Raw genomic sequence first — 26,580 nt, 5'->3', positions numbered from 1 at the left:
GTTCGGTTTCTTCTTTTTTTATATAGAAAAAGACGATGAGAACGGGCATCTCATCGTCTTAAAGGTTAAGCTTGTGTTTGTTTTGAGACCGCCTCATGGGCCGGAACGAACGGATATTCCAAATCACGTGCAACCGCTTCATACGTGACCGTTCCATTGATGACGTTTAGGCCTTTGAGAAGTGCCTCGTTTTCAAGAAGTGCTGGGAATACGCCTTTTTGCGCACACTCGATGATATATGGCATCGTCGCGTTTGTCAGACCCATTGTCGAAGTGCGTGGCACGGCACCTGGCATGTTAGCGACGGCGTAGTGTTGCACGCCATAACGCTCATACGTTGGCGCATCATGCGTCGTGATATGGTCGATCGTCTCACAAATCCCACCTTGGTCGATGGCGACGTCGACGATGACCGAACCAGGCGACATGCGCTGTACCATTTCTTCCGTGACGAGTTTCGGTGCTTTTGCTCCTGGAATGAGCACGGCACCAATCACAAGGTCACTCTCAGCCACTTGTTTCGCAATGTTGTATTTATTTGAGATCAACGTATTGATTGTGTTTCCGAACAAGTCGTCGATTTGACGAAGACGAGCCGGGCTAATGTCCATCAACGTCACGCTCGCCCCAAGACCAATTGCGATTCGAGCTGCATTCGTTCCAACGACACCGCCTCCGATGACCGTGACGTTCGCACGAGGCACGCCTGGGAGACCAGACATCAAGATTCCTTTTCCACCATGTGGTTTTTCAAGGATTTGAGCTCCGATTTGCGCAGCCATACGTCCTGCCACTTCACTCATCGGTGTGAGGAGTGGTAACGTGCGATCCACTTCTACTGTCTCGTAGGCGATGGCTGTAATCCCAGAATCGACGAGCGCTTTCGTTAATTCTGGCTCTGCCGCAAGGTGTAAATAGGTGAAGAGCGTCAAGTCAGGACGGAAGTATTGATACTCAGACGGCTGTGGTTCTTTTACTTTGAGAGCGAGTTCGACGCCTTCCCAAACTTCTTTCGCCGTTTCAAGAATCGTTGCACCGGCATCAATATATTCCATATTCGTGAATCCGCTACCGAGACCGGCATTCGTTTCGACGAATACATCATGACCAAGCTCCGTTAACATAAATGCACCCATCGGTGTTAAGGCCACCCGATTTTCATTGTTTTTAATCTCTTTTAATACCCCGATTTTCATGGAACATTCCCCTTTCATTCCGTTGACACAATTTGTTCACACCCCTAGTATAGACTCATTTGAAAACGCTGTCTTTAGCATGGATTCTAAAAACGAAGACGCTCACTTTGTGAAAAATCACAAAGTGAGCGTCTAGTCTTCTAATCGATATTGACCAGCCTTAATGGCTAAATAAATCATGGATCTTTCTGGTAAGGAAACTTGTGTGATATTCGTCAACTCTTCGATGCGGCGAATCCGGTAAAGAACGGTATTCGGATGAATATGAAGATGAGCGGCGACTCGTTTGACGTTTCCATCAAAATAAAAATACCATTCGAGCGTCTTCACGAGTTCGGTCTGATGGGATGAATCATAATGCTGCAACCGTTCGACTGTCGGGTGGGTCTCCAGTCGGAGTCCGATACGTCGAGCGAGTTCCGGGACGAGTTGATAAATGCCGATCTGCTCGAAGGCACGGGAAGTCGATAGTTCGAGCGGGAACTTGCGACGCAGCGTGGTAACCCGTCGCGCTTCTTCGGCTGCGGCATATAACATGTCACTTTCGAAAAAACGTCGGCTGATGCCAAGACGTGGTTCGGATTCGCTGAACTTGTCTTGAAGCAATTGTTCGAACCGTTCCGCCCAGGCTATGAGTACAGTCTCTTCATCGGAGAGTTCAGACTTCATATAATGCCAGACGAGTAGCTGCTGACCGTCGATGGCATGTAAAACGACTTCAATTGACTCTTGCGTCGCAAGCACATAGTGAAGGCGTTCCGCAAGTTGAGGGGTGATCGGTTGAGCACATTCGATGACCGTCAACCGACTGGCGACGGCAATCGGAGCAAGTTCGTTCAATCGTTCGCGATTCGCATCCGTCAGGGTCGGGGAAGCGAGGACATCTAATAAGAAGCGTTCGAGCTCGGCGCTGATTCGTCGCTCGTGCATCGCGATGGTCATAAGCAGCTTTTTGGCGATGGTCGCCCCTTCTTGCAAGATGGCTAATTCTTGAGTACTGAACGGATTTGTCCGAGCTAAGCTCCAAATATAGCCGAGTACTTCATCATGTTGTTTGATGACGATTGCGGCGCGTTCCCCAAGACCGACGGCGAGACGGGCCGGGATGACGACCGGTTCATTTTGGTCGATGACTTCTTGTAAAATACCACTCTCCCATAGGTCTTCGATGACAGCTTCTGGGACACGACGCCCGATGATGGTCGCAATCCTGGCCGGGTCGGTCGAATCGGGGTGGGTGCTATAGGCGAGCAATTGGTGATGGCGGTTCTCGATCGTGATTGGTGCTCGAATCGCTTGTCCGATGGCTTCGGCGAGTGTATCGAGTGACTCGTAAGATTTCTGCAAAAAAGGCATGTCGATTCCTCCTCTCTCTTGAGTATAACTTCTTCTTTGTGAAACTTCACAAAAAGAATCAAGAGTGTGAGAAATGACATACCTTGTTCCATTACATTGGGAAAAACAATCCGACGACGAGACCGAGTAGCGCTCCGACGATAACCTGGAACGGCGTATGGCCGACAAGCTCATTCAAGAGCGGGGTCTCATGTTTGATTCCTTTGAAATAATCGTTCAAGAGCCGTGCTTGGAAACCGACCGCCTGCCGAACTCCGGTCGCATCATACATGACGATGGTGGCAAAGACGACAGCGAGAGCGAATAGACTTGAGTCAATGCCTTCCATTCGCCCGATTGCCGTAGCGAGTGCGACGACGGTGGACGAGTGCGAACTTGGCATGCCGCCTGAAGCGAACATGATTTCAATTTCAAAATCTCTTGTTTTAATGAGTTCAGTTACGAGCTTGGCCGCTTGGGCGATAAACCAAGCGAGAATCGCGGCGAGTAAAGGTTCGTTAAACATACGTGCATTCACTTCCTGTCTGACATAGTATCTTCAATATACCCGAAAGAGGAGCAAGCTAGACGTTAAGATTTCGTCAAAAAAAGATGTCTTGGACACGTTCTCCAAGACATCTTCTGGTCGATTTTTGTTACCCGACTACTCCTTCAGTTTCCTGAAGTTTCTCTGCAATGTTATCGATGATATAACGGTTGCGTGGGTGTTCTTGACACTCCTTCGAGCATGAACGCATTTGTTTTGGTTCACACTCTTCACAACAGAAATGCTGTACATTGCACTCCGGGTTAGCACAATTAACGTAACGAACCGTCTCGGTCCCACAGTGCATACAGTGTGAGACGACAGATGGGTTCACGGAGTTAACCGGGACGTTGATGCGCTCGTCAAAGACGTAGAGCTCGCCTTCCCAGTCTTCTCCTTTTGTCGCTTCATCCTTACCATACATCGCGACGCCACCTTTAAGGTGGAAGATGTTGTCGTGACCAAGGTCACGCATATATGCTGTAAATTTCTCGCAACGGACGCCACCGGTACAGTACGTGAGAAGTGTTTTCCCTTCGTAGAGGTCCTTGTTCTCTTCGAGCCATTCCGGCATGTAACGTGAAGCCTCTACATCGATTTTGATCGCATTTTTAAAGTGACCAAGTTCGTACTCGTAGTTGTTACGAACGTCGAGGATGACGACATCATCACGATTCATCATCTCTTTCCATTCTGCTGGTTCAAGGTATGCACCGTGTTGTTTCGGTACATCAAACTCGCCATCAAAGCGCCACGTCACGAGCTCTTTCTTGTGACGGACAAAAATTTTCTTGAAGGCATGCTCTTCGACTTCATCGATTTTGAACTCGATATCGCTGAAGAGAGGGTTTGCTTTCAAGTCATTCATGTACTGCTCGGTTTGCTCCCAAGTACCAGAGCACGTCCCGTTGATTCCTTCGGAGGAAATCAAGATGCGTCCTTTGATGCCGAGGTCCTTACAATACTTCAAATGTTCTTGCGTGAGTGTTTCTGGGTCTTCGATGTTGACGTACTTATAGTACAACAAGACCCGCATTGGTTTTGTTTCCATGTTGTGTTGCTCCCCTGTGTTCAGTTTTTTGCAGGAAAACGAACGTTGGGTTGTGTCGTTCGACGAATAGACTTGCCTGCAACCACAAGTCCATTATTATATGATAAATATCACGACGAATTTTCGCAAATGGTTTTTAATTTTTTTTGACGAATGCAGGGAGATGCGTCTTGAAAATTGAATTCGGGTAATAGAGTAGTAACGAAAGTTGAAGGTGGAACGACTATGCTAAATTCTCTCCAACAGTACATTATCCAATTGATCGAATGGCTTCAAAGTTTGCCTGGTGGTCCATGGGCCGGTCTAGGTGCACCGTTTTTAGAAGCGATTTTTCCATTTTTACCACTCGTTTTAATCATCTCTGCGAATGCGGCGACATACGGCTTTCTGTTAGGGGTCCTCTTATCCTGGATTGGGAACCTTCTTGGAACGATCGTCGTCTTTGCAGCCGTCCGTTATGTGTTCCGCAAACCGATGACACGCTGGCTCGAGAAACATAAGGCGGCGGTCTATTGGTTAGAACGCATCAATCATATGAGTCCGATCTCACTCGGATTCTTATATTCTCTTCCATTCATCCCGGTCAGTTTGATCACGTATTTATTGGCGCTCATTCAGATGCCGCTCCGTACGTTCATCATGGCGGCAGGATTCGGGAAACTGCTCGTCGTCGTGATTTTTTCTGTCATTGGGGACCAGTGGGAAGAATTTATCCAAAGCCCGTTTCGCTTATCCATGCTCGGTCTGCTCCTCATCGTATTATGGGCCATCAGTCGAGGACTTGAAGAAGTGCTCAAACGACGGGCGTTCAAGAAACGAAACGAGCAGTTGAAACAAGAAATGATAACCAAACGACAAACACCCCTTTGAACAAGGGGTGTTTTCACTTATGACTGTTTTTTAAAACGTGGGAAATTGAATGCGATGGCGATTCCTCCACAAATAAAGAGGAGGAACGGATAGAACATGAACGGGACGAGGTCCGGCGATGCGGTCTTCGTCAATTCTGCAGCGATGAGTAATTGAGCTCCGTACGGAAGAATCCCTTGTACCCCACATGAGAAGATGTCGAGTACGCTTGCTGATTTCTTCCGTTCGATGTCATACTCGTCCGCGATGTTCGCTGCAAGTGGACCGGCTACGAGAATGGAAATCGTATTGTTCGCCGTCGCTACGTTTGTCGCACTGACAAGTCCAGCGATGCTCCATTCGGCACCGGCACGTTTTTGAATACGAGATGTCAACGCGTCACGTAAATACGTGAGTCCGCCGTTGTGTGAGATGAGACCGACGAGTCCACCCATGAGTAATGTCAGGAATGAAATTTCGGCCATGCCAATCATCCCGTCCGCAATAGCTGTCACAAACGCCGTGACGGATAGGCTTCCATCTAGGAGACCGATGATGCCGGTGAGCGTGATGCCACCTAACAGAACCAAAATGACGTTCAGTCCTGTCAATGCGAGTCCGATGACGGCAAGATACGGAATCAGTTTGTACCATTCGAATGCGGCGACATCGATCGTGGACTCGCCATTTGACAAGACGGCGAGTAAAACCGTCGTGATGATGGCAGCAGGTAGCACGATCCAGAAGTTCGTGCGGAATTTATCACGCATGTTCGTTCGTTGCGTCCGGACGGCAGCGATCGTCGTGTCCGAGATGAACGAGAGATTGTCCCCGAACATCGCCCCTCCGACAACGGCTGCGGCAGCGATGGCGACATTGACGCCACTCTCTTCATGGATACCGAGGGCGATCGGTGCAAGTGCCGCAATTGTACCCGTCGACGTTCCCATCGCCATTGAAATGAAAGCGGCGATGACGAAGAGTCCACTCAAGAGAAGCGAGGGCGGTAATAAAGTCAAGGCAGCGTTGACCGTCGCGTCGATGGCACCGATGGCTTCCGCTACCGTTGAAAATGCGCCAGCCAGTAAGAAAATGAAAATCATGATGATGATGCCCGGATTGCCGGCTCCTTGCGCGATGCGCTCGACGGTTTGGGTGGCACTTCCTTTTGTCATGAATGCCGCAACCATCAAGGCGATGATGGCTGCGACGAGTACCGGAAACTTATAAAAGTCTCCGTAATAGACACCCGCCCCGATGAAGAAGAGTAAGAAGACGAGTAACGGCAAGAGTGCCCATTTGTTTGCTGTTGGTTGTTCCAAAATAATCACCTCACTAAAAAATAAGAAGGACCCTTTCTTAAGAAAAAGGTCCTTCGTGCGAAATACCCTTTTCATCTTTCGAGCAATACGCCCGCTGGATTTGGCACAGGTTCCCCGCTGCCGAGACTTCACAGGGCCAGTCCCTCCGTCTCTCTCGATAAAAAGTGAATCTATCCAATTAGTAAACACGTTCCCTAACGTACCTGTTTCAAATCTGCTTGTCAACTTAAAAACTCCCCAATTCGATGTGAGAAAGGGGAGTTTACGTCGTTAAATTGTTGAAGTGCGCCACGCGGTTACGTCCCGCGTATTTCCCACCGACATATAGCGCACGGTCCGCGTTTCGAATCGTATCGTCTAATCGCTTATTTCCAAACGCATCGATTGTATCGATCCCGATGGACGCAGTTACAGAAATCTCATGATGATCGACAAGGAACGGTTTCGCTTCGATTTGCTGGCGAATTCTTTCTGCAATGTCAACGGCTTGAGACATGTCACAATGATTGAGAAGCAAGATAAACTCTTCCCCACCATAACGGGCGGCAAAGTCATCAGCGCGAAGGGCTTGCCGGATACGTCGACCAAATTCCTGCAACACTTGGTCACCGACTTGATGGCCATACGTATCATTGATTTTTTTAAAGAAATCGATGTCGAGCATGGCGACCGAGATCGGATACATCGAGATGTCGGATATTTGTTGAATCCCGTATTCGTAGAAGGCGCGGGCATTGGCGAGGAGAGTCAAACTATCCGTCCGGCTCTCGGTATACAGACGATCTCGTTCATGACAACGGCTGATGGTCCGGTTGAACGACTTGAGCAACTTGAGGATTTCTTGTTGGATAATCTTCGGATACCCATATACAGGTTCTCCTGTCATCACGATCCATGTGCGAATTCCCTCAATCTCTTCCGAACGAATTGAGACGAAGCTATGGTAGTCGTCATGGAAAGCGTCAGACAATGAAGCATCCCACTCAAATCGCATCTCGTAGTCAAGGACAGGCTCGACAGGTTGACTGATATCCAGTAGCGCAAATACGACGGGGCGATCAATCGGTTGACGTGTCTTCAAGTCGAAGTAGAGTGTGCGATTAAACAGCTTGAACTCGATATATCCTTCATCGTAATGGTTCAATTGTTCACACTGACTTAAAAAGACTTCAATGGCTTGTGCTTCGCTCTGTGATAAAGAGACGGCTTCTTTCGCTTCGTCGTACTGTTCAATCAGAGATTTATACGCATCCTGTCGTCCCTTTTGAATGAGAAGTCGTTTGATGAAGAAGGTCAACGCTGCCGCGATGCTGCTCACGACAAGTAAATTCGTCTCTCGGAAGAACGCTGCCGCTAAGATGAAGATCAAACTGACGACATATGTGTAGAAAGCGATTTTCATGAAGTCGCTCAATGCGATATCGACGCGGAACCACCATCTCACCTGATATTTTTGAAATACGGTATTTAACAAGATAGCAAAGAATAATCCGGCAAGCGGTACAAACGATTCTTGCGAATAAAAATCAAGGCCGGTTACCCCACCGAGGGCGAGATAGACGGTAGCGGGAATGACAATTTCTAAGTATGCCGTAATCGCGTTCCATGGATAGGTGAAGCGGAATCGGCGTATGGCGACTTTTGGTCTCAGATTGGCGAACTGAAAGACGAATAATCCAATCTGGTTGACGATGAGTGCGGTTTCAAATCCAAAGAATAGAAATAGAATTAATACAATACTCTCAGAGAATGTGAAGTACACACCTTTGACTTCGATTGAATCGAGTTGAAAGATGATGACAAGTAATGAGATTAAAATAAAGGACAACGGATCGATGGTCGGGGCGTGCAGCACATCCAATGCAAATAATCCGATGGTGAAGCAGAACAAAACACTCCATATACTCCAACCGAGCACGGACATCTTGCGAAAGTGGTTCATGTGTTCCCTCCTAGCATGGGACATTTCAAGATATAATAGTAAAGATTCGTCATGATTTCGTGCGAGTCCTGCCTTTCTTTTATCATGCTTGAATTCTAGCATTGAGTATACAGGGAATATCCTCTATAATGAAGTTGCTTTTCAACCGCATAGACGAAAGTCGATGAAAAAGAGAGTAACGATGGTTTAGTCAACAAAGCGACCTGGGGATTGGTGAGAGCCTGGGCTGACAAACGTCGCGAAACGCACTTTTGAGATGCTATCCGAAACGAGAGTAGGCATAGCCGGAGGGAACCGTTATCACCATAAAGCGGTCTGCATCATGCAGGCAAGAAGAGTGGTACCGCGGGAATTCCCGTCTCTTTGCATCTATGCAAAGGGCGTTTTTTTTATGAGTTGTTATTGAAGAAGGAGGACATACAGATGAGTTATGAACGCAAGTATGCAGAAGCACTATCCCGTGTCATCGGTGAAGAACTCACGATTGACCAAATTGAAGCATTGATTGAGAAGCCAAAACACGAGGCGCACGGTGACCTCGCGTTCCCGTGTTTCCAATTGGCGAAAGCTTACCGGAAAGCACCTGTCATGATTGCGACAGATATTGCAAATGAATTGAACGATGAATTGTTCACGAAAGTGGAGGCGGCGGGACCTTACGTCAACGTCTTCTTGAGCCGTGATGTCGTATCAAAAGAAATCATCAACACGGTGCTTGAGGAAAAATCAGAGTATGCAACACACGAGGCACGCAATGAAACGATTGTGACGGACTTCTCGTCACCAAACATTGCGAAGCCGTTCTCGATGGGTCACTTGCGTTCGACGGTGATTGGGAATGCAATCAACCAAATCGCACGTAAAAACGGATATGACGTCGTCGGCGTCAACCACCTTGGAGACTGGGGCACTCAGTTTGGGAAATTGATGGTCGCCTACAAGAAGTGGGGCGATGAGGAAGCGGTACGCGCCAACCCGATCGCAGAACTCTTAAAATTATACGTCCATTTCCACGAAGAGGCGAAGACACAACCAGAACTCGAAGACGAAGGTCGTGCTTGGTTCAAAAAGCTTGAAGATGGTGATGCGGAAGCGACAGAGCTTTGGCAGTGGTTCCGTGACGAGTCACTTAAAGAGTTCCAAAAAGTATATGACCTCCTCGGTGTGAAATTCGAAAGCTTCAACGGGGAAGCGTTCTATAACGATAAAATGGCACGCGTCGTCGAGATGCTCGAAGCGAAAAATCTCTTAGTCGAAAGTGAGGGCGCGATGGTCGTCTCGCTCGAGGAAGAGAACTTGCCACCTTGCTTGATCAAGAAGAAAGATGGCGCGACATTGTACGCGACACGCGACTTGGCAGCAGCGATCTATCGTTACGAGACGTACAACTTCGTACAAGCGAACTATGTCGTCGGTGGCGAACAGGCGCTCCATTTCAAACAACTCTTCTCGGTCCTTCGTAAGCTTGGATATGACTTTGTTGATGGCATGCATCACGTGCCGTTCGGCTTGATCTTGCAAGAAGGGAAAAAGATGTCGACACGTAAAGGACGCATCGTTCTTCTTGAAGAAGTGTTGAAAGAAGCAATCGAAAAAGCACAAGCGAACATCGAACAGAAGAACCCGGATCTTGCGAACGCAGAAGACGTCGCACGCATGGTCGGTGTCGGCGCGGTCGTCTTCCACGATTTGAAAAACGAACGCATCAACAACATCGAGTTCGATCTTGACAGCATGCTCAAGTTCGAAGGAGAGACAGGGCCTTACGTTCAATACACGAATGCTCGTGCGAACTCACTTCTTCGTAAAGGAAACTATGACGGCTCACCATTCACTGGTGCAGACGATGACTATTCATGGGGTGTCGTCACGATGCTCAACGCGTTCCCGCACGTCATCACACGTGCGCATGAACGCCGCGAACCATCCATCATCAGCCGTTATGTACTTGACCTCGCGCAAGCGTTCAACAAGTACTACGGTCACGTCCGCGTCCTAGAGGAAGATGCAGGCAAACAATCGCGTCTCGCTCTCGTCAAGGCAGTGACGCTCGTATTGACAGAAGGGCTCCGTTTACTCGGTGTCGAAGCGCCGGAAGAAATGTAAGACAGACGAAAGGACCTCAAAAAATTGAGGCCCAGCTTGTTGACTAACATAAATCATATCGCTCGCCTTTCCGGCGCCCACGCTTTCCGCAGGCAATCCCAGAGCCGCATCGCGACCTAGGTCGCTGCTGGGTCTCCGTCGTATTGCTTTCCTGTCGGAGTCGGGACGCCGTCGGGCGAGCAACGCAAACGGTCGTCATCTGACGGCCGTTTGTCTTTTTCTAAGGTCTCGATGGCCGAAAAAATCATCAAAAAATAAGGAATCCGACATGTAACGCTTCAATCCTGAAAACGACATGAGGCGAACCAGACGGAATTGAGAAGGTTCAACGCGCCAATCTGGCTTCAGTCAATGTACAGAGCATAAAAAGTTGCCTAACCTGTTGATTGGAAAGGACCGTTTCATAATACGTCTTCAATTTTTTGGGGCAGAACGCCCCAAAAAATCGAAACCCACAAAAAAAGATGAACCAGATTTCAAGATGCAATCTGGTTCATCAACAGCCTGGACCTCAAAAATTGAGGTCCTTTTTGTATTCACGCTTTCATCCGCATGACCGTCCGGGCTTCCGTGTCATAGAGACACCATTCCCGATCGAATATGACAGCACCGACGTTGATGACATATCGTTTTTTCTTCAAATGGAACGGTGTCCCGATTTCCCACGGCAAGGATTTTCCTTTTCGGTAAATCCCGGGGATGTGACTGTGTCCGATGAAGACGAGTGGGTATTTTCCTTTCTCGACCATCGGTTCCCAGTCTTTATTCCAATTCACTTGATGTCCATGTAAAAAGCGTGCTTCCTCGAGAGTCGTCTGTTCCGGCAATAACGAAATCCGTGTTTTCACAGGATGGTCGATGACGAGCACCTCGTCGATTCGCTCTTCCTGATTGCCTCGTAGACTCGGGAATGTGAGTAACGCTTCATAATTTGGATCGTACGTCACGACGTCTTCCACATGACGAAAGCGCTCGTGACGTCGTTTTTTGCCAACATGGCATTCGTAGAGGTCCCCGAGACAGAGAATATGCTCGGTTTCGCGACGAACGTCATCCAGGACGGCCTTTAAATCATCAAACGAACCGTGCGGGTCACTGATGATGGCGAGTTTCATCGGAAGTTCGTGAATTGGGCATCGACGGACAATTCAAGTTCACGTACGAGTTGCATGACGGCCTGGAGATCGTCACGTGATTTCCCCGTCACTCGGATTTGATCGTCTTGAATTTGCGATTTGACTTTTAATTTTGATTCTTTGATGGCGTTGTTGATTTTTTTCGCGTCATCTTTGTCGATGCCGCTTTTCAATTTCACACGTTGGCGAACCGTTCCGCCGAGTGCGTTCTCTACTTTTTGATAGTCGAGGTTTTTCGTCGGGACACCGCGTTTGATCAATTTTGTGATCAAGACGTCTTTTAATTGCTCGAGTTTGTAGTCGTCATCCGAGATGAGGACGAGGTCGCCATTGTCGAGCGACATCTCACTCTTTGACCCTTTAAAGTCGTAGCGGTTCAAAATTTCCTTTTCTGCGATTTGGATCGCGTTCTTTACTTCTTCAAGATTCATTTCGGACACGATATCGAAAGAATTGTCTTTTGCCATGTTTCATCCATCCTTTGTGTGGTTTTGTTATAATGATAGCAGATTTGAAGCAGTGAAGGAGTGAAGAGATGGAACGTACAATGGATCAACACACACATGCAGACTTAGATCACGTTGCCTATCACGGGAAAGACCTAGGGGTGACGTTCAAAGGGGAACAGATTCGACTACGAGTTTGGTCTCCGGTAGCGGAACAGATGTCGGTCAAGTTATATCGAACAGCCCGTGCCCGTAAGTTTGAACGACTCGAGCTCGAGCCGGCTGAGAAGGGGACGTGGGTGATCGAACTCGACCGTGCCTTATTCGAAGGTCAATTTTATGTATTTGAAGCGCTGATTGATGGGAAGAAAGTGGAGTCGCTCGATCCGTATGCGAAAGTCGTCGGAGTGAACGGGAAACGAGGGTGTCTGCTTGACCCGGCATCCTTGAACCCGGACCATTGGATCAAAGAACGTCCGCTATTCAATTCTTCACAAGAGGCGGTCATCTATGAGGCGCACGTCCGCGATTTGACGAGTCACCCAGAGAGTGGGGCGACGCACCGTGGGAAGTTCTTAGGGATGACCGAGACGGGTACGACGACCACGAGCGGTTACCCGACAGGACTCGATTACATCACCTCGCTCGGAATCACACATCTTCAATTGATGCCGTTCTTTGACTACGGCTCGGTGAATGAGTCACGTGAAGGGGAAGACAACTATAACTGGGGCTACGATCCGGTTCATTACTTTGCGGTTGAAGGTTCTTACGCCTCGTCGGCAGATGATCCGGCGTCGCGAATTGTCGAATTGAAGGCAATGATTCAAGCGCTCCACGATCGGGGCATCCGGGTCATCATGGACGTCGTCTTCAATCATACGTACGATGCGTTGACGACACCGCTCGGTCAATTCGTCCCGGATTATTACTATCGCTTAAATGAAGACGGGACACTCGCGGATGGTTCGGCATGTGGGAATGACACGGCCTCTGAGCGTACGATGATGCGTAAGCTCATGGTCGAGTGTGTCACGTACTGGGCGAAAGAATTCATGATTGACGGGTTCCGTTTTGATTTGATGGGACTCCATGACGTCAAAACGATGAATCAGATTCGGAAAGCGCTCGATCGAGTCGACCCATCGATTCTTGTCATCGGGGAAGGCTGGGACTTGGATACGCCGCTCCCGGTTCGTGAAAAAGCGAATCAACATAATGCGCATAAGATGCCACGCATCGCCCAATTCAATGATGGGATTCGAGACGGTGTCCGCGGAGACGTCTTTATCGAAGACTTACCGGGCTGGGTGAGCGGCAACACGGACATGACAGCAGACGTGAAACGTGGGATTGCTGGTGGCATCACGAGCCAAAGTTTCGCTGATGAGCCGAACCAGGTCGTCAACTATGTGGAATGTCATGATAATTTGACGCTTTGGGACAAGTTGTCCGTGACGAATCCGGAAGATGATGAGACGACACGTCGCCGTCGCCACCGTTTGGCGACATCGATTGTGCTCCTGAGTCAAGGGATTCCATTCCTTCACAGTGGACAGGAGTTCTTCCGGACAAAAGACGGGGATGAGAACAGCTTCAATTCAGGCGAAGTCGTCAACCGTGTGGACTGGAACCGGGCGGAGCAAGAAGCGCCAAGTGTGGAATATGTGAAAGGTCTCTTGCGTCTGCGTAAGCAGTATCCGCTCTTCCGACTCGAAAACACGGAACAGATTCGCAAACACTTGCGTTTCTTTGATGAAGCAGAGGGTGTGATTGCCTTTGAATTGAGCCGTCATGTGGAAGGATATGTAGAACGACATATCGTCTACCACAACGCACTCGAGGAGGCGGTTGAGGTCAAACTTCCATCTGGCAAGTTCGAGGTAAACGTGGAGGACCATACCGTTAATCTGACGGCACCACGTCAAGTCGAGGACCGTCATATGACGGTCGCTCCACTCTCTACACTAGTCGTAACCGAACGTCGCCCAGATTACAGCAAGTACGCTGTGGCCGGTGGTGCGGCCCTCGCTGTAATCGGTGGTCTCTGGTATGTATCGAGAAAGCGGAAACGCAAAGAGCAGTAACCAAAAAGGAGACGTTAATCCGTCTCCTTTGGTGTGTCTTCCTCTGTTTGAGATGCCTCGAGTTGCATCATTTTTTGAACGAGGATGTGTTTTGGCATATGCATCAGTTCCTCGAGGGGGACGTTTAATTTTTTTGCGAGTTCAACTGCGGTCTCTGGTGATAGTTGTAATGGACGCATGGAAGGTCTCCTTTCTAAACGATATGTCTTTACCGTCAGTATACAGGAAAATCGAAAATGTGTTGAATGAACACATTCAAAATCGAATTTCGCTTCGGTGGTTGCTAAGCTGAAATTAGGAAGTGATCAAATGTACGAACAAACAGCAGACTTTCAATTTCATCAAACGATCGAATGGCTTGAACGTGTAGGTGAAGGTTGGATGTTGTACTTGGCGCAAACTGGATTTTTGTTCTTTGACGAGTCGTCTCAAATTCGCTGGGAGATCGACTGGAAATGGACACCATGCGCCCTATATGTGGAGCCGAATGCAAGACGTGCCGTGGCATGGTTCCAGGAAAAAGGACTTTACGGAGTCATTGATTTACAACGAGGACAGATGGAGACGCATGCGATCCCTCAACGATTCAACGGAGACTGGTTTAGCAATTTGCACTATTGGCAAGGCGATGACATCTTCTTATATTCAGCCGAATCGGATGTCGTAGCCTTGAACCTCCATGATCATACGTTTCGATATAGCCGCTATGAAGAAGTCCCTGTCTTTGGGAACATCATCGAGCTAGCGTATCAAGGGACGTATGATTTTGAACGGTTCACACCTGAAACGTGTGTGACATTGTTCGATGAACGAACTCATCATTTTTTAGTTGAAAATGTGAAGACGAAAGAAACCTGGCGCATTCCATACGAAGGAAACCGCGACACGGTCATTCTCGATCAAGTGGGAGAAACGACGGCGATCACATCGACAGAGTCGTTCCAACTGTTTCATCGAGAGGAAGAATTATTTTGCTCAAGCGTGTGTGCAGACAACCAATTATTGAAGGTAATGCTGTTAGATGAACGAGGGGATCGACTCGTCGTCTTGTCCGCACCACCACGATTTTGCCATAGCTGGCTTCAAGTCTTTGAACGACAAGAGTCCTGAACCGAACCTAGGTTCAGGAATTTTTTGTGAAGTGATGATGAATGAATCGAGAAACGGGAAGTAGATGGATAGACAGGGAGGAGTGACATCAATGGAATGGTTAGGTAGGCAGTTGGTTCGTTTTCGGTATGGCGTATTACTCATATGGGCGATTTTACTCGCGGGTTCAGTTTATTTCGGGCTACAGCTCCCGGGTGAGTTGAGAGGAAACGGGTTTGCCATTCAAGACGGACGTTTCCAACAGGTAGAAGATCAGTTAAATGAACGATTTGATCGAGCAGGTGCTTCAATGATCGTCTTATTTGAAGGAGGAAATCTGGAGGCGGTCATGGACGAACAACAAGACCGTTTTGGGGAAATTTCATCAATTGATGGCGTGATTACCCCGGCGGAGAATCCGGACGCGCGTTCAGGGGACGTATCCTATTTCGTGCTGGAGTTCGAAGATTATGATGCGGCGGAATCCTCAATCGATGCCGTCCGAGACGCGCTCATCGTGGATACAGATACCGAAGTCCGCTTGACGGGAGAACCAGTATTTGCGGACGACTTAAACGAAGCTTCGAAGAATGACTTGATTCGAGCGGAGTTGATCGGGATTCCGGTCGCGCTTCTCGTGTTGTTGCTTGTTTTCGGCACGCCGCTCGCCGCGCTCATGCCGTTACTCGTCGGGTTGATTACCTTTATTGTGGCAGCGGGATCGCTATTCTTTTTTGCGCAAAACATGGAATTATCTATCTTTGTTCTCAATGCCGTCGCCATGATTGCGATTGCGCTCGGGATTGATTTTTCACTGTTACTCGTCAATCGGTATCGAGAAGAGTTAACACGCGGGCAATCGAGAGAAGAGGCGATTGTCCGGACAGTAGCAACGGCGGGACGCTCGATTCTCTTTTCAGGTCTATGTGTCTTTGTCGGATTGGCTGGACTTCTGTTTATTCAAGTCGATGTCTTCCAGGCAGTCGCGCTTGGTGCCCTCATTGCCGTCGCGGGGGCCGTGCTATCTGCACTGACCTTGTTGCCGTCGTCGCTTTACTTAGTCGGTGACGCCTTGAATAAAGGACGAATCATCAAGACAGATGAGACGAAATCTGAAAAGCGCTGGCAAAAACTTGCTCGCTTCGTGATGAGACGTCCGGTGACGATGACGCTCATTGCTTTGTTGATCCTGCTCCCGAGTCTTTGGTTCGTGCACGACCTAGAGTTGAACATTCCGGACGCCGATGCGCTCCCTACCTCATATGAATCACGAGCGGCACTCGAACGATGGGACGATGTGTTTGGGGATAACTCGACCGATGCGGTCCTTCTGTTTGAAGCGAACGATTTGACCGATCCGATGATTTTAGAGGAATTGACGAGTCTCACAGATGAGTTAAACGAGGTCGATATTGTCGATAATGTCTCGACTTTCTTAACGACATCCGGATTGACGCCTGAGACGTTTACGCAACTCGCCGAAGCGGCGCCAGAACAACTCGCCCCACTTGAGCGACTTGTGACCCTTGATGGGAATACAGATTTGGCGCTCGTGAATGTCAGCTTCGATGTACCTCCGAGTGACAAAGAAGCGCAAGCATTCGTACGCGATTGGCGAGACAAAGGGTTTGAAGTCGGCGGACCGGCAGCCTTCAATGAAGAGATTTATGATGAGATTTATGACAGCATTCCCTATGCGGTCATCACCGTCATCTTGGCAACCTTCTTCATCCTCATGTGGGCGTTCCGATCCATCTTGATTCCAATCAAGGCGATTCTCATGAACGTGCTTGGTCTTGGGGCGACGTTCGGTTTACTCGTCATCGTTTTTGAATCAGGTTATGTGTACGATGCAGAAACAATCAGTATTTTGACACCGGTGTTCATCTTCTCACTCGTCTTTGGATTGTCGATGGACTATGAGGTATTTCTCGTTTCGCGAATCGAGGAACATTACCGCGAAACAGGCGACAATGACTATGCGACGGAGATGGGGCTTGCGAAGACGAGTAAAATTATCACATCGGCTGCCATCATCATGATTGTCGTGACGGGTGCGTTCGCCTTCACGGGCGTGAGTCCAATTAAACAGCTCGGCGTGGGGATTGCGCTCGCCATCTTCATTGATGCGACCATCATCCGGATCCTGCTCGTTCCGTCGCTCATGAAACTGTTCGGGGATTGGAACTGGTGGTGGTTCGGAAAGAAAGATTTACCGAAACGTAACATGCACTAAAGGTAAAATTCATGAACTGAATCAAAATGTGTGGTAAACTACGTACAAGATTACGCGCAATTTGAGAAAGGAAGGTCTTTATGGATACCGAGAGGACATGGCCTCTGTTCCAACTTCCGGACTTCTAGCGTTGACTGATCGCTTACACGTGTATCAATCAACAAACGGAAGATCGGAGATGGAACAGATGGAACCGCAGCTACGACTGAGGATCCTCCTCTCCGTCAAGAACGGGGAGGACAATCGGAATGAAACGAGTTGCTACCATAGTGCTCGGAACGCTGATCATGGCGTTCGGTTATTATTATTTGAATGAACAGTTTGGTTTGGCGGAAGGCGGGTTCGTCGGATTATCGCTACTCGGTCGTTATTTATTTGATATCGACCCGGCGATTTCGATGATCGTGCTCGACATCCCATTTTTTATCGTCGCTTTGTGGTGGAGAGGATGGCGTTTTGTCGGGCAAGCGGTACTAGCCGCTTCGTCCTTGTCGCTCAGTTATGCGATGTGGGACCGTCTCGACTTGCTCACGTTTGATATTCAAGTATGGCCGGCAACATTGTTTGCGGCCATCGCGAGTGGGATTGTGACCGGATATGGTCTCGGTCTTGTCTTGAAGTCAGGCGGGGCGACCGGAGGCGATGATTTATTCGCCTTAGGTCTATCGAAATGGACAGGCGTGTCGGTCGGTACGATTCTCATCACGTTTGATGTCATCGTCTTGGCGATCTCGCTCATCTATTTACCATTGTCGAATGCACTGTATACGCTCGTCGCGGTCTCGATCGCAGGTCGGGTCGTCACGAAGATGTTGGCGGACGACGTGGTTGAACATACCAAGCCGGCGGTCATCAAACCCAAACTTTCACCAAAAAACGATCTCGCCTGAGATCGTTTTTTGTTTTGTAAAATTTATCACAGTTTTATAGCCGTCTTTCTTCTACACTGAACGTAGAAGGAGGGAGTCACATGAAATGGATGATTCCAAAACAACACGGCGCTTGGTCGATGCTCATCTTACCGTTCTTACTCGGCGGCATTGTCGGCGGCTGGACACTCGCGCACATCCCGTTCGCCATCGCCTGGCTGTTCGTCTACATGGGCACATTTTTCTTGTTCCAATTCATCAAGCAACGGAAAAAATCGCAGCAGATGTTGCGCACGGTCATCACGTATTTGACGATTGCCACCGTCGCCGCCATCCCGGTGTTTCTGTCCGAATGGCGTCTCGTCTGGTTCGTCCTCGCGATGATTCCGTTTGGTTTGGTGAACGCCTATTTCGCCAAAATCAAGGACGAGCGCAACGTCTGGAATGACGTCAGCGCCGTCACCTCGTTTTGCATCGGTGGGATGGCGAGCTATTACCTAGGCGCGCGTACGCTCGACGCGACGATGGTGTGGGTATTCGTCTTGCCGTACCTCTATTTCCTCGGGAGTATCTTTTTCGTCAAGACGATGATTCGAGAGAAGAAGAGTGTGTCGTATCGCAATCTGTCTTGGGGATATCACGGCTTGCTCGTCGCCGTTTTCATCGTCCTTGGGTATCCGTTACTCGCGCTCGCTTACGCACCAAGCCTAATCCGAGCGGTTGTCTTCTACGGTAAAAAGATCCCTATCATGAAGATCGGGATCGTCGAAATTGCCAATTCGGTGTTCGTGCTCGGGTGTCTCAGCTGGTATTTATTTTCTTAAGAAGGGGGAACCCTTCTTTTTTTAGTCGCTTGAAGCGGTGCTCGAGATGATGGCCACGGTTGCGGCAGCCGTCGCAGCTTGTTGCATGGCGAGCAAATGCGCGAACGTGCCGTGCAACAGTAAATCGCTCGCGTCTTCCTTGATGTTGTTTGCCGCGACGAGTTGCAAGGCGACGGTCAACGCGTGTGTGTGGAACCAGCGATGTTTTTCCTTCTCCGCGTTCGTGATGTCAATCAGGTCGCGTTCGTCATTGTCGTTCGGGACCGCGACGATGGCCAACAGGGCGAGCGGTGGCAGATGTTCATTTTTGACGGCGATGGATTGTTTTTTTAGCCAGTTGTGCCAATCCAAGAAGCGGGTGACGACCTCATCTGGTGATAACTCACTAAAGGCGAATAAGTGCGAGACGAGTTGGAGTTCGTTCGAGCGGGGGAGCTGTGCTTTCAACGCTTCATAATACGTCTCAATCCGTTGACTCAACGCATCGTGGTCATCGAACGCTTGAACGAGAACGAGGGCGGACAACAGGTCTTCTTCACTCGTCAGCCAAGGATGATTTCGTTTGAACGTCTGATAGAGTGCGCTCGCCTCGTCGAGTCGGCGTTCGGGCTCATCAACGTTAATCAGTTGGCTCGCGATAAAGGGCCGTAACATACTGAAGCGGAAGTGCTTTCGGTCGAGCAACGTGTCGAGCCGGAGTACCTCGTCGATGGCCGGTTCGATGTCTTCATACTTGGCGTCGAGAAACGACAGCCAGACGAAATTATTGCTGCCGCGAAATTTTGAGAACATGCCGGTCTTTTGTTTCAGAACCGCTTGAGCGTGTTCGAACCGTTTCGAATCGAACGGGGCATCGTGCATGGCGTAGTTGATTGCCATCAAACGTCGGAAATCGTCAGTGAACCATTTTGTCGCCCCCCTGATTCCTTCGAGTGCTTCGAGGTAATGGGTGTAACGTGTCATCATCAGCAATTCCTCCTTTTTCTCCTTATACGAGTCCGCTCGAAAGAATGATTCAAAAACAGCCGCCCTGGATTCGTCCGGGGCGGCTGTTTGTTATTGGACTTGCGTATACAACTTTTGCATGTACTCGTTCACTTCATCAGCCGCTTGGAACATCATGAATGAGTGTTGCAAGATGATCTCTGGTGAGAAACCGAGGTCGAGGTCGAGTGTTGAGGCGAGTGTGACATCGCGATCGCTGTCGAGTACACAACGGAAGTATTTGAACTCCTGGTTGAACTCGTTCAAGGCATTAAGAATCGGTAAATCTTCTACGTAATCTGGGACGTGCGTGACGGTAGCAGCGTACAACTCAGCATCTGTCGTCTTTTTGTTAAAAGCGATAATCATAACGGGCTGAGCCCCGGATTTTGTTGTTTCACGCGTCAAGAACGTGACGTGCGTTTCAGTGTCGCTCTCTTTGAACGTCATGTTACGTTCAGCGGCGAGCGCTCTAAATGATTCTACTTTTTCTTCGAAGTTCACAAGGAAATCCCCCTTAGTAAGTCGTTACTCTAACTTTCTCCCATTTGGACAGGGAAAGCAAGGGGAACTAGCGTTTCATCAACATTTTAATGGCTTCTTCCACCGTTTCGGACGTATCTTCGCCATCTGCTTGAGCGGTGATGATACATTGTTCCAAGTTCTTAGCCACAATGATAGTCGAAGCGCGATCGAGTGCGGAACGTGCGGCACTTAATTGCGTCACGACATCGCGACATTCCTTTCCTTCCTCCATCATCCGGATGATGGCACGAATTTGTCCTTCCACTCGTTTCATGCGATTCAATACTTTTGCATCGTATACATACGGTTCCATATCATTCACCTCTATAGGAAAAATTGTTCAGTTACCCAACTATTTATTGTGTAGGCTCATCTTAATACATGGGGGAGTATGTGTCGAGCATCAACTATCCAAATGGATGATGTTGAAAAATTCGACATTTCGTAAAACTTATTTCTTGCAATTAAATACCTAAGGGGGTATATTAATGACGTGGAAGCGAAATGTTCAACAAATCACAAACTTGTTGAATGCCAGCAACCAAGCCGAATGGTATAAATCGAATTGAAAAAAGAAAGGTAGATCAACGATGAAAGCATCCGCTTTAAAACGTCAAATGGACTTTGAAGTGCCTGTAAATATCGTCGACGTCCGAGAACGTGACGAGTTTCAAGAAGCACATATTGAAGGCGCGAAAAACTATCCGTTATCCGAAATGACAGAGTGGATCGACACGCTCGATCCAGCTGAAGAATATGTCGTTCTTTGCCGCTCAGGTGCGCGTAGCACGCAAGCGACTTGGCAAATGGAGGCGAAAGGCTATAAAGTGGTCAATATAGAAGATGGCTTGATGAGTTGGCCAGGAGAAGTCGTCAGAGGAGGAAATGGACAATGAGTAAAAAAATCGTAATCGTCGGTGGGGTGGCAGGTGGTGCATCTGCAGCTGCACGACTCCGTCGTTTGAATGAAGAGAATCACATCGTCATGTTCGACCGTGGAGAGTACATCTCGTTCGCGAACTGTGGTCTTCCATATTATATCGGGGACGTTATCCAAGACCGTCAAAAACTCCTCGTTCAAACCGTTGAAGGGATGAACAAGCGTTTCCAACTCGATATCCGCAATTTGACGGAAGTCGTCAAAATCAACCGTGACGAGAAAACGGTGACGGTGAAACACGTCCAAACAGGCGAAACGTATGACGAGTCATACGACGTCCTCATCTTGTCACCGGGAGCGAAACCGATTCGTCCAAACATCCCTGGAATCGACGAGGCAGAAGACATCTTCACGCTTCGCAACATTCCAGATACAGATAAAATCCGTGGCTACGTCGATGACAAGGCACCAAAGCATGCGACTGTAATCGGTGGAGGCTTTATCGGGATCGAGATGGCAGAAAACTTACGTGAGCGTGGCGTTGAGGTGACGCTCGTCGAGATGGCAGACCAAGTCATGACACCACTCGATCGTGAGATGGTGGCGCCGATCCATGAACACTTACGTCTTCACGGCGTCGAGCTTCAATTGTCTGATGGTGTTTCTTCATTCTCTGAAAAAGGGAAGAAGGTGCATTTGACGAGCGGTCGTGTCATCGATACAGATATGGTCATCATGTCGATCGGGGTTACACCAGAGTCGACGATTGCGCGTGAAGCAGGACTTGAAACAGGTACGCGCGGGGCAATCCGAGTAAACGAAAAAATGATGACATCTGACCCGTCGATTTACGCGATCGGGGACGCGGTCGAAGTACTCGACTATGTCTTCCAAGAGCCAACTGTCGTGCCACTCGCATGGCCAGCGAACCGTCAAGGCCGTCTCGTTGCCGATATCATTAACGGTCGTGACGTGAAATATAACGGAACGATGGGAACGGGAATCGCCAAAGTGTTTGATATGACGGTCGCATCGACAGGATGGAATGAAAAACGGTTGAAGGCGGCTGGTAAGACGTATGAAGCCGTCCACGTGCACCCCGGTTCACATGCCGGCTATTATCCAGGATCGACGCCGGTGTCACTCAAACTCTTGTTCCATCCGACAACGGGTGAGATCTACGGTGCGCAAGGCGTTGGGATCAATGGAGTCGACAAACGCATCGACGTCATTGCGACGGCGATGAAGGGCGGTTTGACAGTCCTCGATCTACCTGACCTTGAGCTCAGTTACGCACCACCGTTCAGCTCGGCGAAAGATCCGGTCAATATGATCGGGTATGTCGCGTCGAACGTCGTCCACGGTGACAATGAAGTCGTGCATTGGGATGAAATCGATGAGCTCGTGGAAAATGGAGCGATGTTATTAGACGTTCGAGATGAATCCGAGCATGAACTCGGAAAGATTCCAGGGTCGATCAATGTACCACTCAACTCATTACGAGAAAACTTGGACAACTACGACCGGAATGAAACCATTTACGTGACGTGCCAAGTCGGTCTTCGTGGCTATCTCGCATCACGCATCTTACGTCAAAACGGCTTCAAGGTGAAAAACTTGAGCGGTGGCTACAAGACGTGGTCGCAAATCAATCGTGATTTCGAGGCGCTTGAAGAAGCGAACACATCAAATGAAACAGCGGCTACCGTTGTAGAAGAGGAGCCAACACAAATGACAAATGCACCAATCGGGGAAGCGGTCGTGTTAGACACATGTGGTCTACAATGCCCGGGACCTATTTTAGAAGTAAATAAGAAAGTCGCAGAACTCGGAGAAGGCGAAACGCTCCGCGTGCTCGCGAGTGACCCAGGATTCTTCGCAGACATCGAAGCATGGGCGAAGAAGACAGGAAACAAACTCGTCTCGAAACAATTCGTGAACGGACGCGTTGAAGCCATCCTTCAAAAAGGACAAGGTCCGGCTGTACCACAAGCGGGCGCACCAGCAGGAGACGGTGCATCAATGGTCGTCTTCAGCGGAGACCTCGATCGCGCACTCGCATCCCTCATCATTGCGCAAGGTGCTGCCGCGATGGGGAAAGACGTGACGATGTTCTTCACATTCTGGGGACTCAACGTCATCCGCAAACCGGACGCGCCGGAAGTGAAAAAGCAAGGTCTTGAGAAAATGTTCGGCATGATGATGCCAGGGCATGCCGGCGAACTTCCACTTTCGAACATGAACTTCGGTGGTGTCGGTCAAAAAATGATGAAGAAAGTCATGAGCGATAAGAACGTTCCTTCTGTCGAAGAAATGATCAAGTCGGCGCAAGAAGCGGGCGTGAAAATGGTAGCTTGCACGATGTCAATGGATGTCATGGGTATCAAAGAAGAAGAGTTGATTGATGGGGTCGACCTTGGTGGTGTGGCAGCGTATCTCGGCGCAGCAGAAGGCGGTAACCTAAACCTCTTTATCTAAACGGAATAGAAAACGAGTCGGATTGCGATGCGCTCCCCGGCTCGTTTTTTGCTTTTAGAAAGAGTCGAGGTGATATTGAAAAACGAATTAATATTGCAATTTTCGTATAATTTACCTATAATTCAATTCATGTTAAGAAAGTTGACATGACTTTTTCTATTGAGATTTTTAGAGTGATGGAGGATTAGTATGGAGAATTTGGTAGAGAAACTCGTTTCGCAAGCGAACGATTTGTTGTGGTCGCAAGTGCTCATCGTTGTACTTGTCGCGTTAGGTCTTTATTTTACAGTTCGTATGGGCTTCGTTCAGTTCCGCATGATTCCTGAAATGTTCCGCCTCTTGTTCAAAGAGGGCACAGCACGTGAAAAAGGCCAAGTGTCTTCGTTCCAAGCTTTCGCAATCGGAACGGCAGCTCGTGTAGGGACGGGTAACATTGCCGGTGTGGCGACAGCGATTGCGCTAGGTGGCCCAGGAGCAGTTTTCTGGATGTGGCTCATTGCGTTGATTGGGGCAGCATCTGCATTCGTCGAAAGTACGTTGGCACAAGTGTACAAGATTCGTGATGGACGCACATGGCGTGGGGGACCTGCCTACTATATGGAGCGTGCGCTCGGCCAACGTTGGCTAGGTGTCTTGTTCGCGATTTTAATCACGTTCTCATTCGGATTCGCGTTCAACTCGGTACAGTCGAATACGATCTCACTCTCTGTGAGTAACCAGTTCGGCATCAGCACAACAGTCGTTGGGGTTGTCCTCGCGATTGTGACGGCCATTGTCGTCTTCGGTGGGATCCAATCGATCGCACTCTTGTCGAGTATCATCGTACCGGTCATGGCAGGTGGCTACATCTTACTCGCGATTTGGATTATGGTGACGAACGTTTCCCTTCTACCAGACGTCTTCAGCCTCATCTTCTCAGAAGGAGTCCTCGGAATTGAGCAACTCTTCGGAGGGGCGATTGGCGCCATGGTACTTCAAGGGATTCGTCGAGGTCTCTTCTCGAACGAAGCGGGTATGGGTTCTGCACCGAACGCCGCTGCGACAGCGGAAGTATCGCACCCTGTCAAACAAGGATTGATTCAATCGTTTAGCGTATTTGTCGATACATTGCTCGTTTGTACATCGACAGCGATGATCATCTTGATTTCAGGCGTAGCCGGTTCAGAGTCGTTTGCGGGTGTCGAATTGACGCAAGCCGCGTTGACAGCAGAAATCGGATCAGTCGCAACATCGTTCTTGACGATTGCAATCTTCTTGTTCGCGTTCAGTTCGATTCTTGGAAACTATTACTACGGTGAGACGAACATCCAGTTCATCTCGGATAAGAAAATCTATGTCACGCTCTATCGCATCGGTGTTGTCGGCATGGTCTTGTTTGGTGCGGTCCGCTCTGCCGGCCTTGTTTGGTCGATTGCTGACGTGTTCATGGGTCTCATGGCACTCGTGAACTTGTATGCCATCTTCCGCTTGGCGAAAGTGGCTCGCGCCGTTCTCGATGACTACTTGGCACAGCGACGCGAAGGAGAAGACCCAGTTTTCTATGTCGACTCGGTTGAAAATCTTCCTGGTCGTGAATACATCGAAGCTTGGGAAAGCGAAACAGAGGAACAACAAACAGGAACAAGTCGTTCTTGATATAAGGAACCGTCTACGAATTCAAGTAGGCGGTTTTTTTACATATATAAGACGGGTAATGTCATAAAAAGGGGGCGTTCATGTATGGAGACGACGCATTATGTACGTGTTTCCCCAGAAGTTTGGGTGTCATTTAATCAGGATCCGGAGATGATTTTAGACTGGTTGATTCATATGCATGAGCAATATCGGGATCGGGACGATACGCTGACGCTTCCGAATGTGGAACCGTTTCAACGCGTACTTAGTCAAATCGAGGTATATATCGACGGGGCCGACACGTATAACATGGAAATGGCGCTCGTCGGCGAAGAGTTGATTGTCAATGAGGCGCAGGCGGTCGTGGTCGGTATCTTGACCCCGCAGTTACTTCATATCGTCAAAGATACGTTGCATGCGTTCGGGCGAGATGATGTGAAAGACATGGCATTCGTTGCAAAAGATGAATTCGAGATGATTTGGGAAGATTGGACCCGGTTGCAACAGTTTTGTGAGATCGCTTCGTCCCAGGAAGAATTCGTCTTGATTTATTATGAATGAAAGTGAATTCCCATGGTACACTGTTAATAAATGGTATAAAGGGGATTTGCTCATGGATGTGTTCGGCACACTCATCTGGCTCGGGATAATCATCAATCCGTTTCTTGCGTATCAAACGAAAATCAAGCCGCTTTATCGCATCACACTCATCTCATTCATCGTATTCTTCATGACGTGGGGGTATGCTGTGACGGGAGGGGTGGCACCGGTGCTATTCGATACAGTTTGGAACGTCCTTCTTATCGCGTATGTCGGTCTTTTAGTATTGAATAGTTATGTGGTCAGCAAACGATTCGTTCCACAGATGACATGGGTTCGTTTTGGTGCAATCGCACTGATTGGCGTTGGTGTCAGTCAAGCGTGGTTAGGACTGAGTACAGGAGAGTGGACACGATCATTCTTCATGGACGGGGACTTCTGGATGATGAGCGTCATCGTATCGCTATTGCTCCTGCTTCTCGTCACGATGAAGATGTTAGACCGACGAATAGAAGCATAATAAA

General features: G+C 48.8%; 24 protein-coding genes, 1 riboswitch and 1 other annotated feature. Of the genes, 12 read left to right on the top strand and 12 right to left on the bottom strand.

From position 1 onward, the window contains the following. Positions 1–65: 65 nt before the first annotated feature. From ald to trhO, 4 genes are all read right to left on the bottom strand, one after another. The gene (gene ald, locus KNO65_RS11135; RefSeq protein WP_015880510.1) at positions 66–1,196 is read right to left on the bottom strand and encodes an alanine dehydrogenase; all 1,131 of its coding nucleotides are present in this window, start codon (positions 1,194–1,196) and stop codon (positions 66–68) included. A 132-nt stretch (positions 1,197–1,328) separates the two neighbouring features. Beyond that, on the bottom strand, positions 1,329–2,552 hold the full coding sequence (locus tag KNO65_RS11130; RefSeq protein ID WP_159563356.1) for a PucR family transcriptional regulator: 1,224 nt from the start codon (positions 2,550–2,552) through the stop codon (positions 1,329–1,331). Between the two features lie 91 nt (positions 2,553–2,643). After that, on the bottom strand, positions 2,644–3,069 hold the full coding sequence (locus KNO65_RS11125) for a divergent PAP2 family protein (RefSeq protein ID WP_143180200.1): 426 nt from the start codon (positions 3,067–3,069) through the stop codon (positions 2,644–2,646). A gap of 118 nt (positions 3,070–3,187) precedes the next feature. Then, positions 3,188–4,129 (bottom strand): oxygen-dependent tRNA uridine(34) hydroxylase TrhO, encoded by a 942-nt coding sequence (trhO, locus tag KNO65_RS11120; protein ID WP_214685141.1) that lies wholly within the window; start codon positions 4,127–4,129, stop codon positions 3,188–3,190. 225 nt (positions 4,130–4,354) lie between these two features. On the opposite strand from trhO, the gene KNO65_RS11115 reads away from it, so the two are divergent. After that, a complete protein-coding gene (locus tag KNO65_RS11115) occupies positions 4,355–4,999 on the top strand; it encodes a TVP38/TMEM64 family protein (RefSeq protein ID WP_214685143.1) in 645 nt (214 codons plus the stop codon). Positions 5,000–5,016: 17 nt separating this feature from the next. On the opposite strand, the gene KNO65_RS11110 is transcribed toward KNO65_RS11115, so the two are convergent. Together KNO65_RS11110 and KNO65_RS11105 are read right to left on the bottom strand one after the other, a co-directional pair. Then, the gene (locus tag KNO65_RS11110) at positions 5,017–6,375 is read right to left on the bottom strand and encodes a Na+/H+ antiporter NhaC family protein (protein ID WP_214784215.1); all 1,359 of its coding nucleotides are present in this window, start codon (positions 6,373–6,375) and stop codon (positions 5,017–5,019) included. Further along, a riboswitch (SAM riboswitch) is annotated at positions 6,369–6,464 on the bottom strand. (Overlaps the previous gene by 7 nt.) A gap of 98 nt (positions 6,465–6,562) precedes the next feature. Continuing rightward, complete coding sequence (locus KNO65_RS11105; protein ID WP_214784212.1) at positions 6,563–8,242, bottom strand: GGDEF domain-containing protein; 1,680 nt, start codon at positions 8,240–8,242, stop codon at positions 6,563–6,565. A gap of 154 nt (positions 8,243–8,396) precedes the next feature. Continuing rightward, positions 8,397–8,608, top strand: a binding site (T-box leader). A 57-nt stretch (positions 8,609–8,665) separates the two neighbouring features. On the opposite strand from KNO65_RS11105, the gene argS reads away from it, so the two are divergent. Next, on the top strand, positions 8,666–10,348 hold the full coding sequence (argS, locus tag KNO65_RS11100) for an arginine--tRNA ligase (protein ID WP_214784209.1): 1,683 nt from the start codon (positions 8,666–8,668) through the stop codon (positions 10,346–10,348). 536 nt (positions 10,349–10,884) lie between these two features. Here the strand turns inward: argS and KNO65_RS11095 are convergent. Both KNO65_RS11095 and KNO65_RS11090 read right to left on the bottom strand, forming a co-directional pair. After that, complete coding sequence (locus KNO65_RS11095) at positions 10,885–11,463, bottom strand: metallophosphoesterase family protein (protein WP_214784206.1); 579 nt, start codon at positions 11,461–11,463, stop codon at positions 10,885–10,887. Then, positions 11,460–11,951, bottom strand: coding sequence for a YajQ family cyclic di-GMP-binding protein (locus KNO65_RS11090; RefSeq protein ID WP_015880519.1), 492 nt, complete (start codon positions 11,949–11,951; stop codon positions 11,460–11,462). Before KNO65_RS11090 ends, KNO65_RS11095 begins: the two co-directional genes overlap by 4 nt. Positions 11,952–12,019: 68 nt before the next feature. Between KNO65_RS11090 and pulA the strand changes: the two genes are divergently transcribed. Beyond that, positions 12,020–14,017, top strand: coding sequence for a type I pullulanase (pulA, locus tag KNO65_RS11085; RefSeq protein WP_214688878.1), 1,998 nt, complete (start codon positions 12,020–12,022; stop codon positions 14,015–14,017). Between the two features lie 14 nt (positions 14,018–14,031). Here the strand turns inward: pulA and KNO65_RS11080 are convergent, their stop codons facing one another. After that, positions 14,032–14,196 (bottom strand): YycC family protein, encoded by a 165-nt coding sequence (locus KNO65_RS11080; protein WP_074034904.1) that lies wholly within the window; start codon positions 14,194–14,196, stop codon positions 14,032–14,034. 130 nt (positions 14,197–14,326) lie between these two features. On the opposite strand from KNO65_RS11080, the gene KNO65_RS11075 reads away from it, so the two are divergent. The 4 genes from KNO65_RS11075 (at position 14,327) to KNO65_RS11060 (ending at position 19,035) form a co-directional block, all read left to right on the top strand. Then, positions 14,327–15,127 carry a hypothetical protein gene (locus tag KNO65_RS11075; RefSeq protein ID WP_214784204.1) on the top strand — a complete coding sequence of 267 codons (801 nt, stop codon included), beginning with the start codon at positions 14,327–14,329 and terminating at the stop codon, positions 15,125–15,127. Positions 15,128–15,218: 91 nt separating this feature from the next. Then, positions 15,219–17,342, top strand: coding sequence for an MMPL family transporter (locus KNO65_RS11070; protein ID WP_214784201.1), 2,124 nt, complete (start codon positions 15,219–15,221; stop codon positions 17,340–17,342). Positions 17,343–17,590: 248 nt separating this feature from the next. Next, positions 17,591–18,232, top strand: a complete 642-nt coding sequence (locus KNO65_RS11065) for a YitT family protein (RefSeq protein ID WP_214784197.1) — start codon at positions 17,591–17,593, stop codon at positions 18,230–18,232. Between the two features lie 80 nt (positions 18,233–18,312). Further along, positions 18,313–19,035, top strand: coding sequence for a YwiC-like family protein (locus KNO65_RS11060; RefSeq protein ID WP_078146145.1), 723 nt, complete (start codon positions 18,313–18,315; stop codon positions 19,033–19,035). Between the two features lie 21 nt (positions 19,036–19,056). Here the strand turns inward: KNO65_RS11060 and KNO65_RS11055 are convergent, their stop codons facing one another. From KNO65_RS11055 to KNO65_RS11045, 3 genes are all read right to left on the bottom strand, one after another. Beyond that, entirely contained in the window at positions 19,057–20,001 is a 945-nt protein-coding gene (locus tag KNO65_RS11055) for a DUF4003 family protein (protein ID WP_240499775.1), read from the bottom strand. Positions 20,002–20,091: 90 nt separating this feature from the next. Further along, positions 20,092–20,523 (bottom strand): type III secretion system chaperone family protein, encoded by a 432-nt coding sequence (locus KNO65_RS11050; RefSeq protein WP_015880528.1) that lies wholly within the window; start codon positions 20,521–20,523, stop codon positions 20,092–20,094. 67 nt (positions 20,524–20,590) lie between these two features. Then, on the bottom strand, positions 20,591–20,857 hold the full coding sequence (locus KNO65_RS11045; protein ID WP_015880529.1) for a metal-sensitive transcriptional regulator: 267 nt from the start codon (positions 20,855–20,857) through the stop codon (positions 20,591–20,593). A gap of 277 nt (positions 20,858–21,134) precedes the next feature. On the opposite strand from KNO65_RS11045, the gene KNO65_RS11040 reads away from it, so the two are divergent. The 5 genes from KNO65_RS11040 (at position 21,135) to KNO65_RS11020 (ending at position 26,576) form a co-directional block, all read left to right on the top strand. After that, a complete protein-coding gene (locus tag KNO65_RS11040) occupies positions 21,135–21,440 on the top strand; it encodes a rhodanese-like domain-containing protein (protein ID WP_015880530.1) in 306 nt (101 codons plus the stop codon). Further along, positions 21,437–23,902 (top strand): CoA-disulfide reductase, encoded by a 2,466-nt coding sequence (locus KNO65_RS11035; RefSeq protein WP_214784194.1) that lies wholly within the window; start codon positions 21,437–21,439, stop codon positions 23,900–23,902. Before KNO65_RS11040 ends, KNO65_RS11035 begins: the two co-directional genes overlap by 4 nt. A 189-nt stretch (positions 23,903–24,091) precedes the next feature. Further along, positions 24,092–25,537 carry an alanine/glycine:cation symporter family protein gene (locus KNO65_RS11030; RefSeq protein WP_214784191.1) on the top strand — a complete coding sequence of 482 codons (1,446 nt, stop codon included), beginning with the start codon at positions 24,092–24,094 and terminating at the stop codon, positions 25,535–25,537. A gap of 84 nt (positions 25,538–25,621) precedes the next feature. Further along, positions 25,622–26,077 (top strand): hypothetical protein, encoded by a 456-nt coding sequence (locus KNO65_RS11025; protein ID WP_214685157.1) that lies wholly within the window; start codon positions 25,622–25,624, stop codon positions 26,075–26,077. A 52-nt stretch (positions 26,078–26,129) separates the two neighbouring features. Continuing rightward, positions 26,130–26,576 carry a hypothetical protein gene (locus tag KNO65_RS11020; RefSeq protein ID WP_214784188.1) on the top strand — a complete coding sequence of 149 codons (447 nt, stop codon included), beginning with the start codon at positions 26,130–26,132 and terminating at the stop codon, positions 26,574–26,576. Positions 26,577–26,580 lie beyond the last annotated feature (4 nt).

It is taken from the genome of Exiguobacterium sp. S3 (genome assembly GCF_018617295.1).
Lineage (GTDB): Bacteria > Bacillota > Bacilli > Exiguobacteriales > Exiguobacteriaceae > Exiguobacterium > Exiguobacterium profundum.
Note: the sequence above shows the minus strand (reverse complement) of the source record. Positions and strands in the feature narration are given on the sequence as shown.

What these genes read in the sequence shown, in the direction of transcription:
- KNO65_RS11070 (WP_214784201.1), top strand. Translation starts at nt 15,219, where the DNA reads ATGGAATGGTTAGGTAGGCAGTTGGTTCGTTTTCGGTATGGCGTATTA.
- KNO65_RS11065 (WP_214784197.1), top strand. Translation starts at nt 17,591, where the DNA reads ATGAAACGAGTTGCTACCATAGTGCTCGGAACGCTGATCATGGCGTTC.
- KNO65_RS11105 (WP_214784212.1), bottom strand. Translation starts at nt 8,242, where the DNA reads ATGAACCACTTTCGCAAGATGTCCGTGCTCGGTTGGAGTATATGGAGT.
- KNO65_RS11040 (WP_015880530.1), top strand. Translation starts at nt 21,135, where the DNA reads ATGAAAGCATCCGCTTTAAAACGTCAAATGGACTTTGAAGTGCCTGTA.
- trhO (WP_214685141.1), bottom strand. Translation starts at nt 4,129, where the DNA reads ATGGAAACAAAACCAATGCGGGTCTTGTTGTACTATAAGTACGTCAAC.
- KNO65_RS11095 (WP_214784206.1), bottom strand. Translation starts at nt 11,463, where the DNA reads ATGAAACTCGCCATCATCAGTGACCCGCACGGTTCGTTTGATGATTTA.
- ald (WP_015880510.1), bottom strand. Translation starts at nt 1,196, where the DNA reads ATGAAAATCGGGGTATTAAAAGAGATTAAAAACAATGAAAATCGGGTG.
- pulA (WP_214688878.1), top strand. Translation starts at nt 12,020, where the DNA reads ATGGAACGTACAATGGATCAACACACACATGCAGACTTAGATCACGTT.
- KNO65_RS11115 (WP_214685143.1), top strand. Translation starts at nt 4,355, where the DNA reads ATGCTAAATTCTCTCCAACAGTACATTATCCAATTGATCGAATGGCTT.
- KNO65_RS11060 (WP_078146145.1), top strand. Translation starts at nt 18,313, where the DNA reads ATGAAATGGATGATTCCAAAACAACACGGCGCTTGGTCGATGCTCATC.
- KNO65_RS11080 (WP_074034904.1), bottom strand. Translation starts at nt 14,196, where the DNA reads ATGCGTCCATTACAACTATCACCAGAGACCGCAGTTGAACTCGCAAAA.
- KNO65_RS11030 (WP_214784191.1), top strand. Translation starts at nt 24,092, where the DNA reads ATGGAGAATTTGGTAGAGAAACTCGTTTCGCAAGCGAACGATTTGTTG.
- KNO65_RS11130 (WP_159563356.1), bottom strand. Translation starts at nt 2,552, where the DNA reads ATGCCTTTTTTGCAGAAATCTTACGAGTCACTCGATACACTCGCCGAA.
- KNO65_RS11075 (WP_214784204.1), top strand. Translation starts at nt 14,327, where the DNA reads ATGTACGAACAAACAGCAGACTTTCAATTTCATCAAACGATCGAATGG.
- KNO65_RS11025 (WP_214685157.1), top strand. Translation starts at nt 25,622, where the DNA reads ATGGAGACGACGCATTATGTACGTGTTTCCCCAGAAGTTTGGGTGTCA.
- KNO65_RS11055 (WP_240499775.1), bottom strand. Translation starts at nt 20,001, where the DNA reads ATGATGACACGTTACACCCATTACCTCGAAGCACTCGAAGGAATCAGG.
- KNO65_RS11035 (WP_214784194.1), top strand. Translation starts at nt 21,437, where the DNA reads ATGAGTAAAAAAATCGTAATCGTCGGTGGGGTGGCAGGTGGTGCATCT.
- KNO65_RS11110 (WP_214784215.1), bottom strand. Translation starts at nt 6,375, where the DNA reads ATGAAAAGGGTATTTCGCACGAAGGACCTTTTTCTTAAGAAAGGGTCC.
- argS (WP_214784209.1), top strand. Translation starts at nt 8,666, where the DNA reads ATGAGTTATGAACGCAAGTATGCAGAAGCACTATCCCGTGTCATCGGT.
- KNO65_RS11090 (WP_015880519.1), bottom strand. Translation starts at nt 11,951, where the DNA reads ATGGCAAAAGACAATTCTTTCGATATCGTGTCCGAAATGAATCTTGAA.
- KNO65_RS11045 (WP_015880529.1), bottom strand. Translation starts at nt 20,857, where the DNA reads ATGGAACCGTATGTATACGATGCAAAAGTATTGAATCGCATGAAACGA.
- KNO65_RS11020 (WP_214784188.1), top strand. Translation starts at nt 26,130, where the DNA reads ATGGATGTGTTCGGCACACTCATCTGGCTCGGGATAATCATCAATCCG.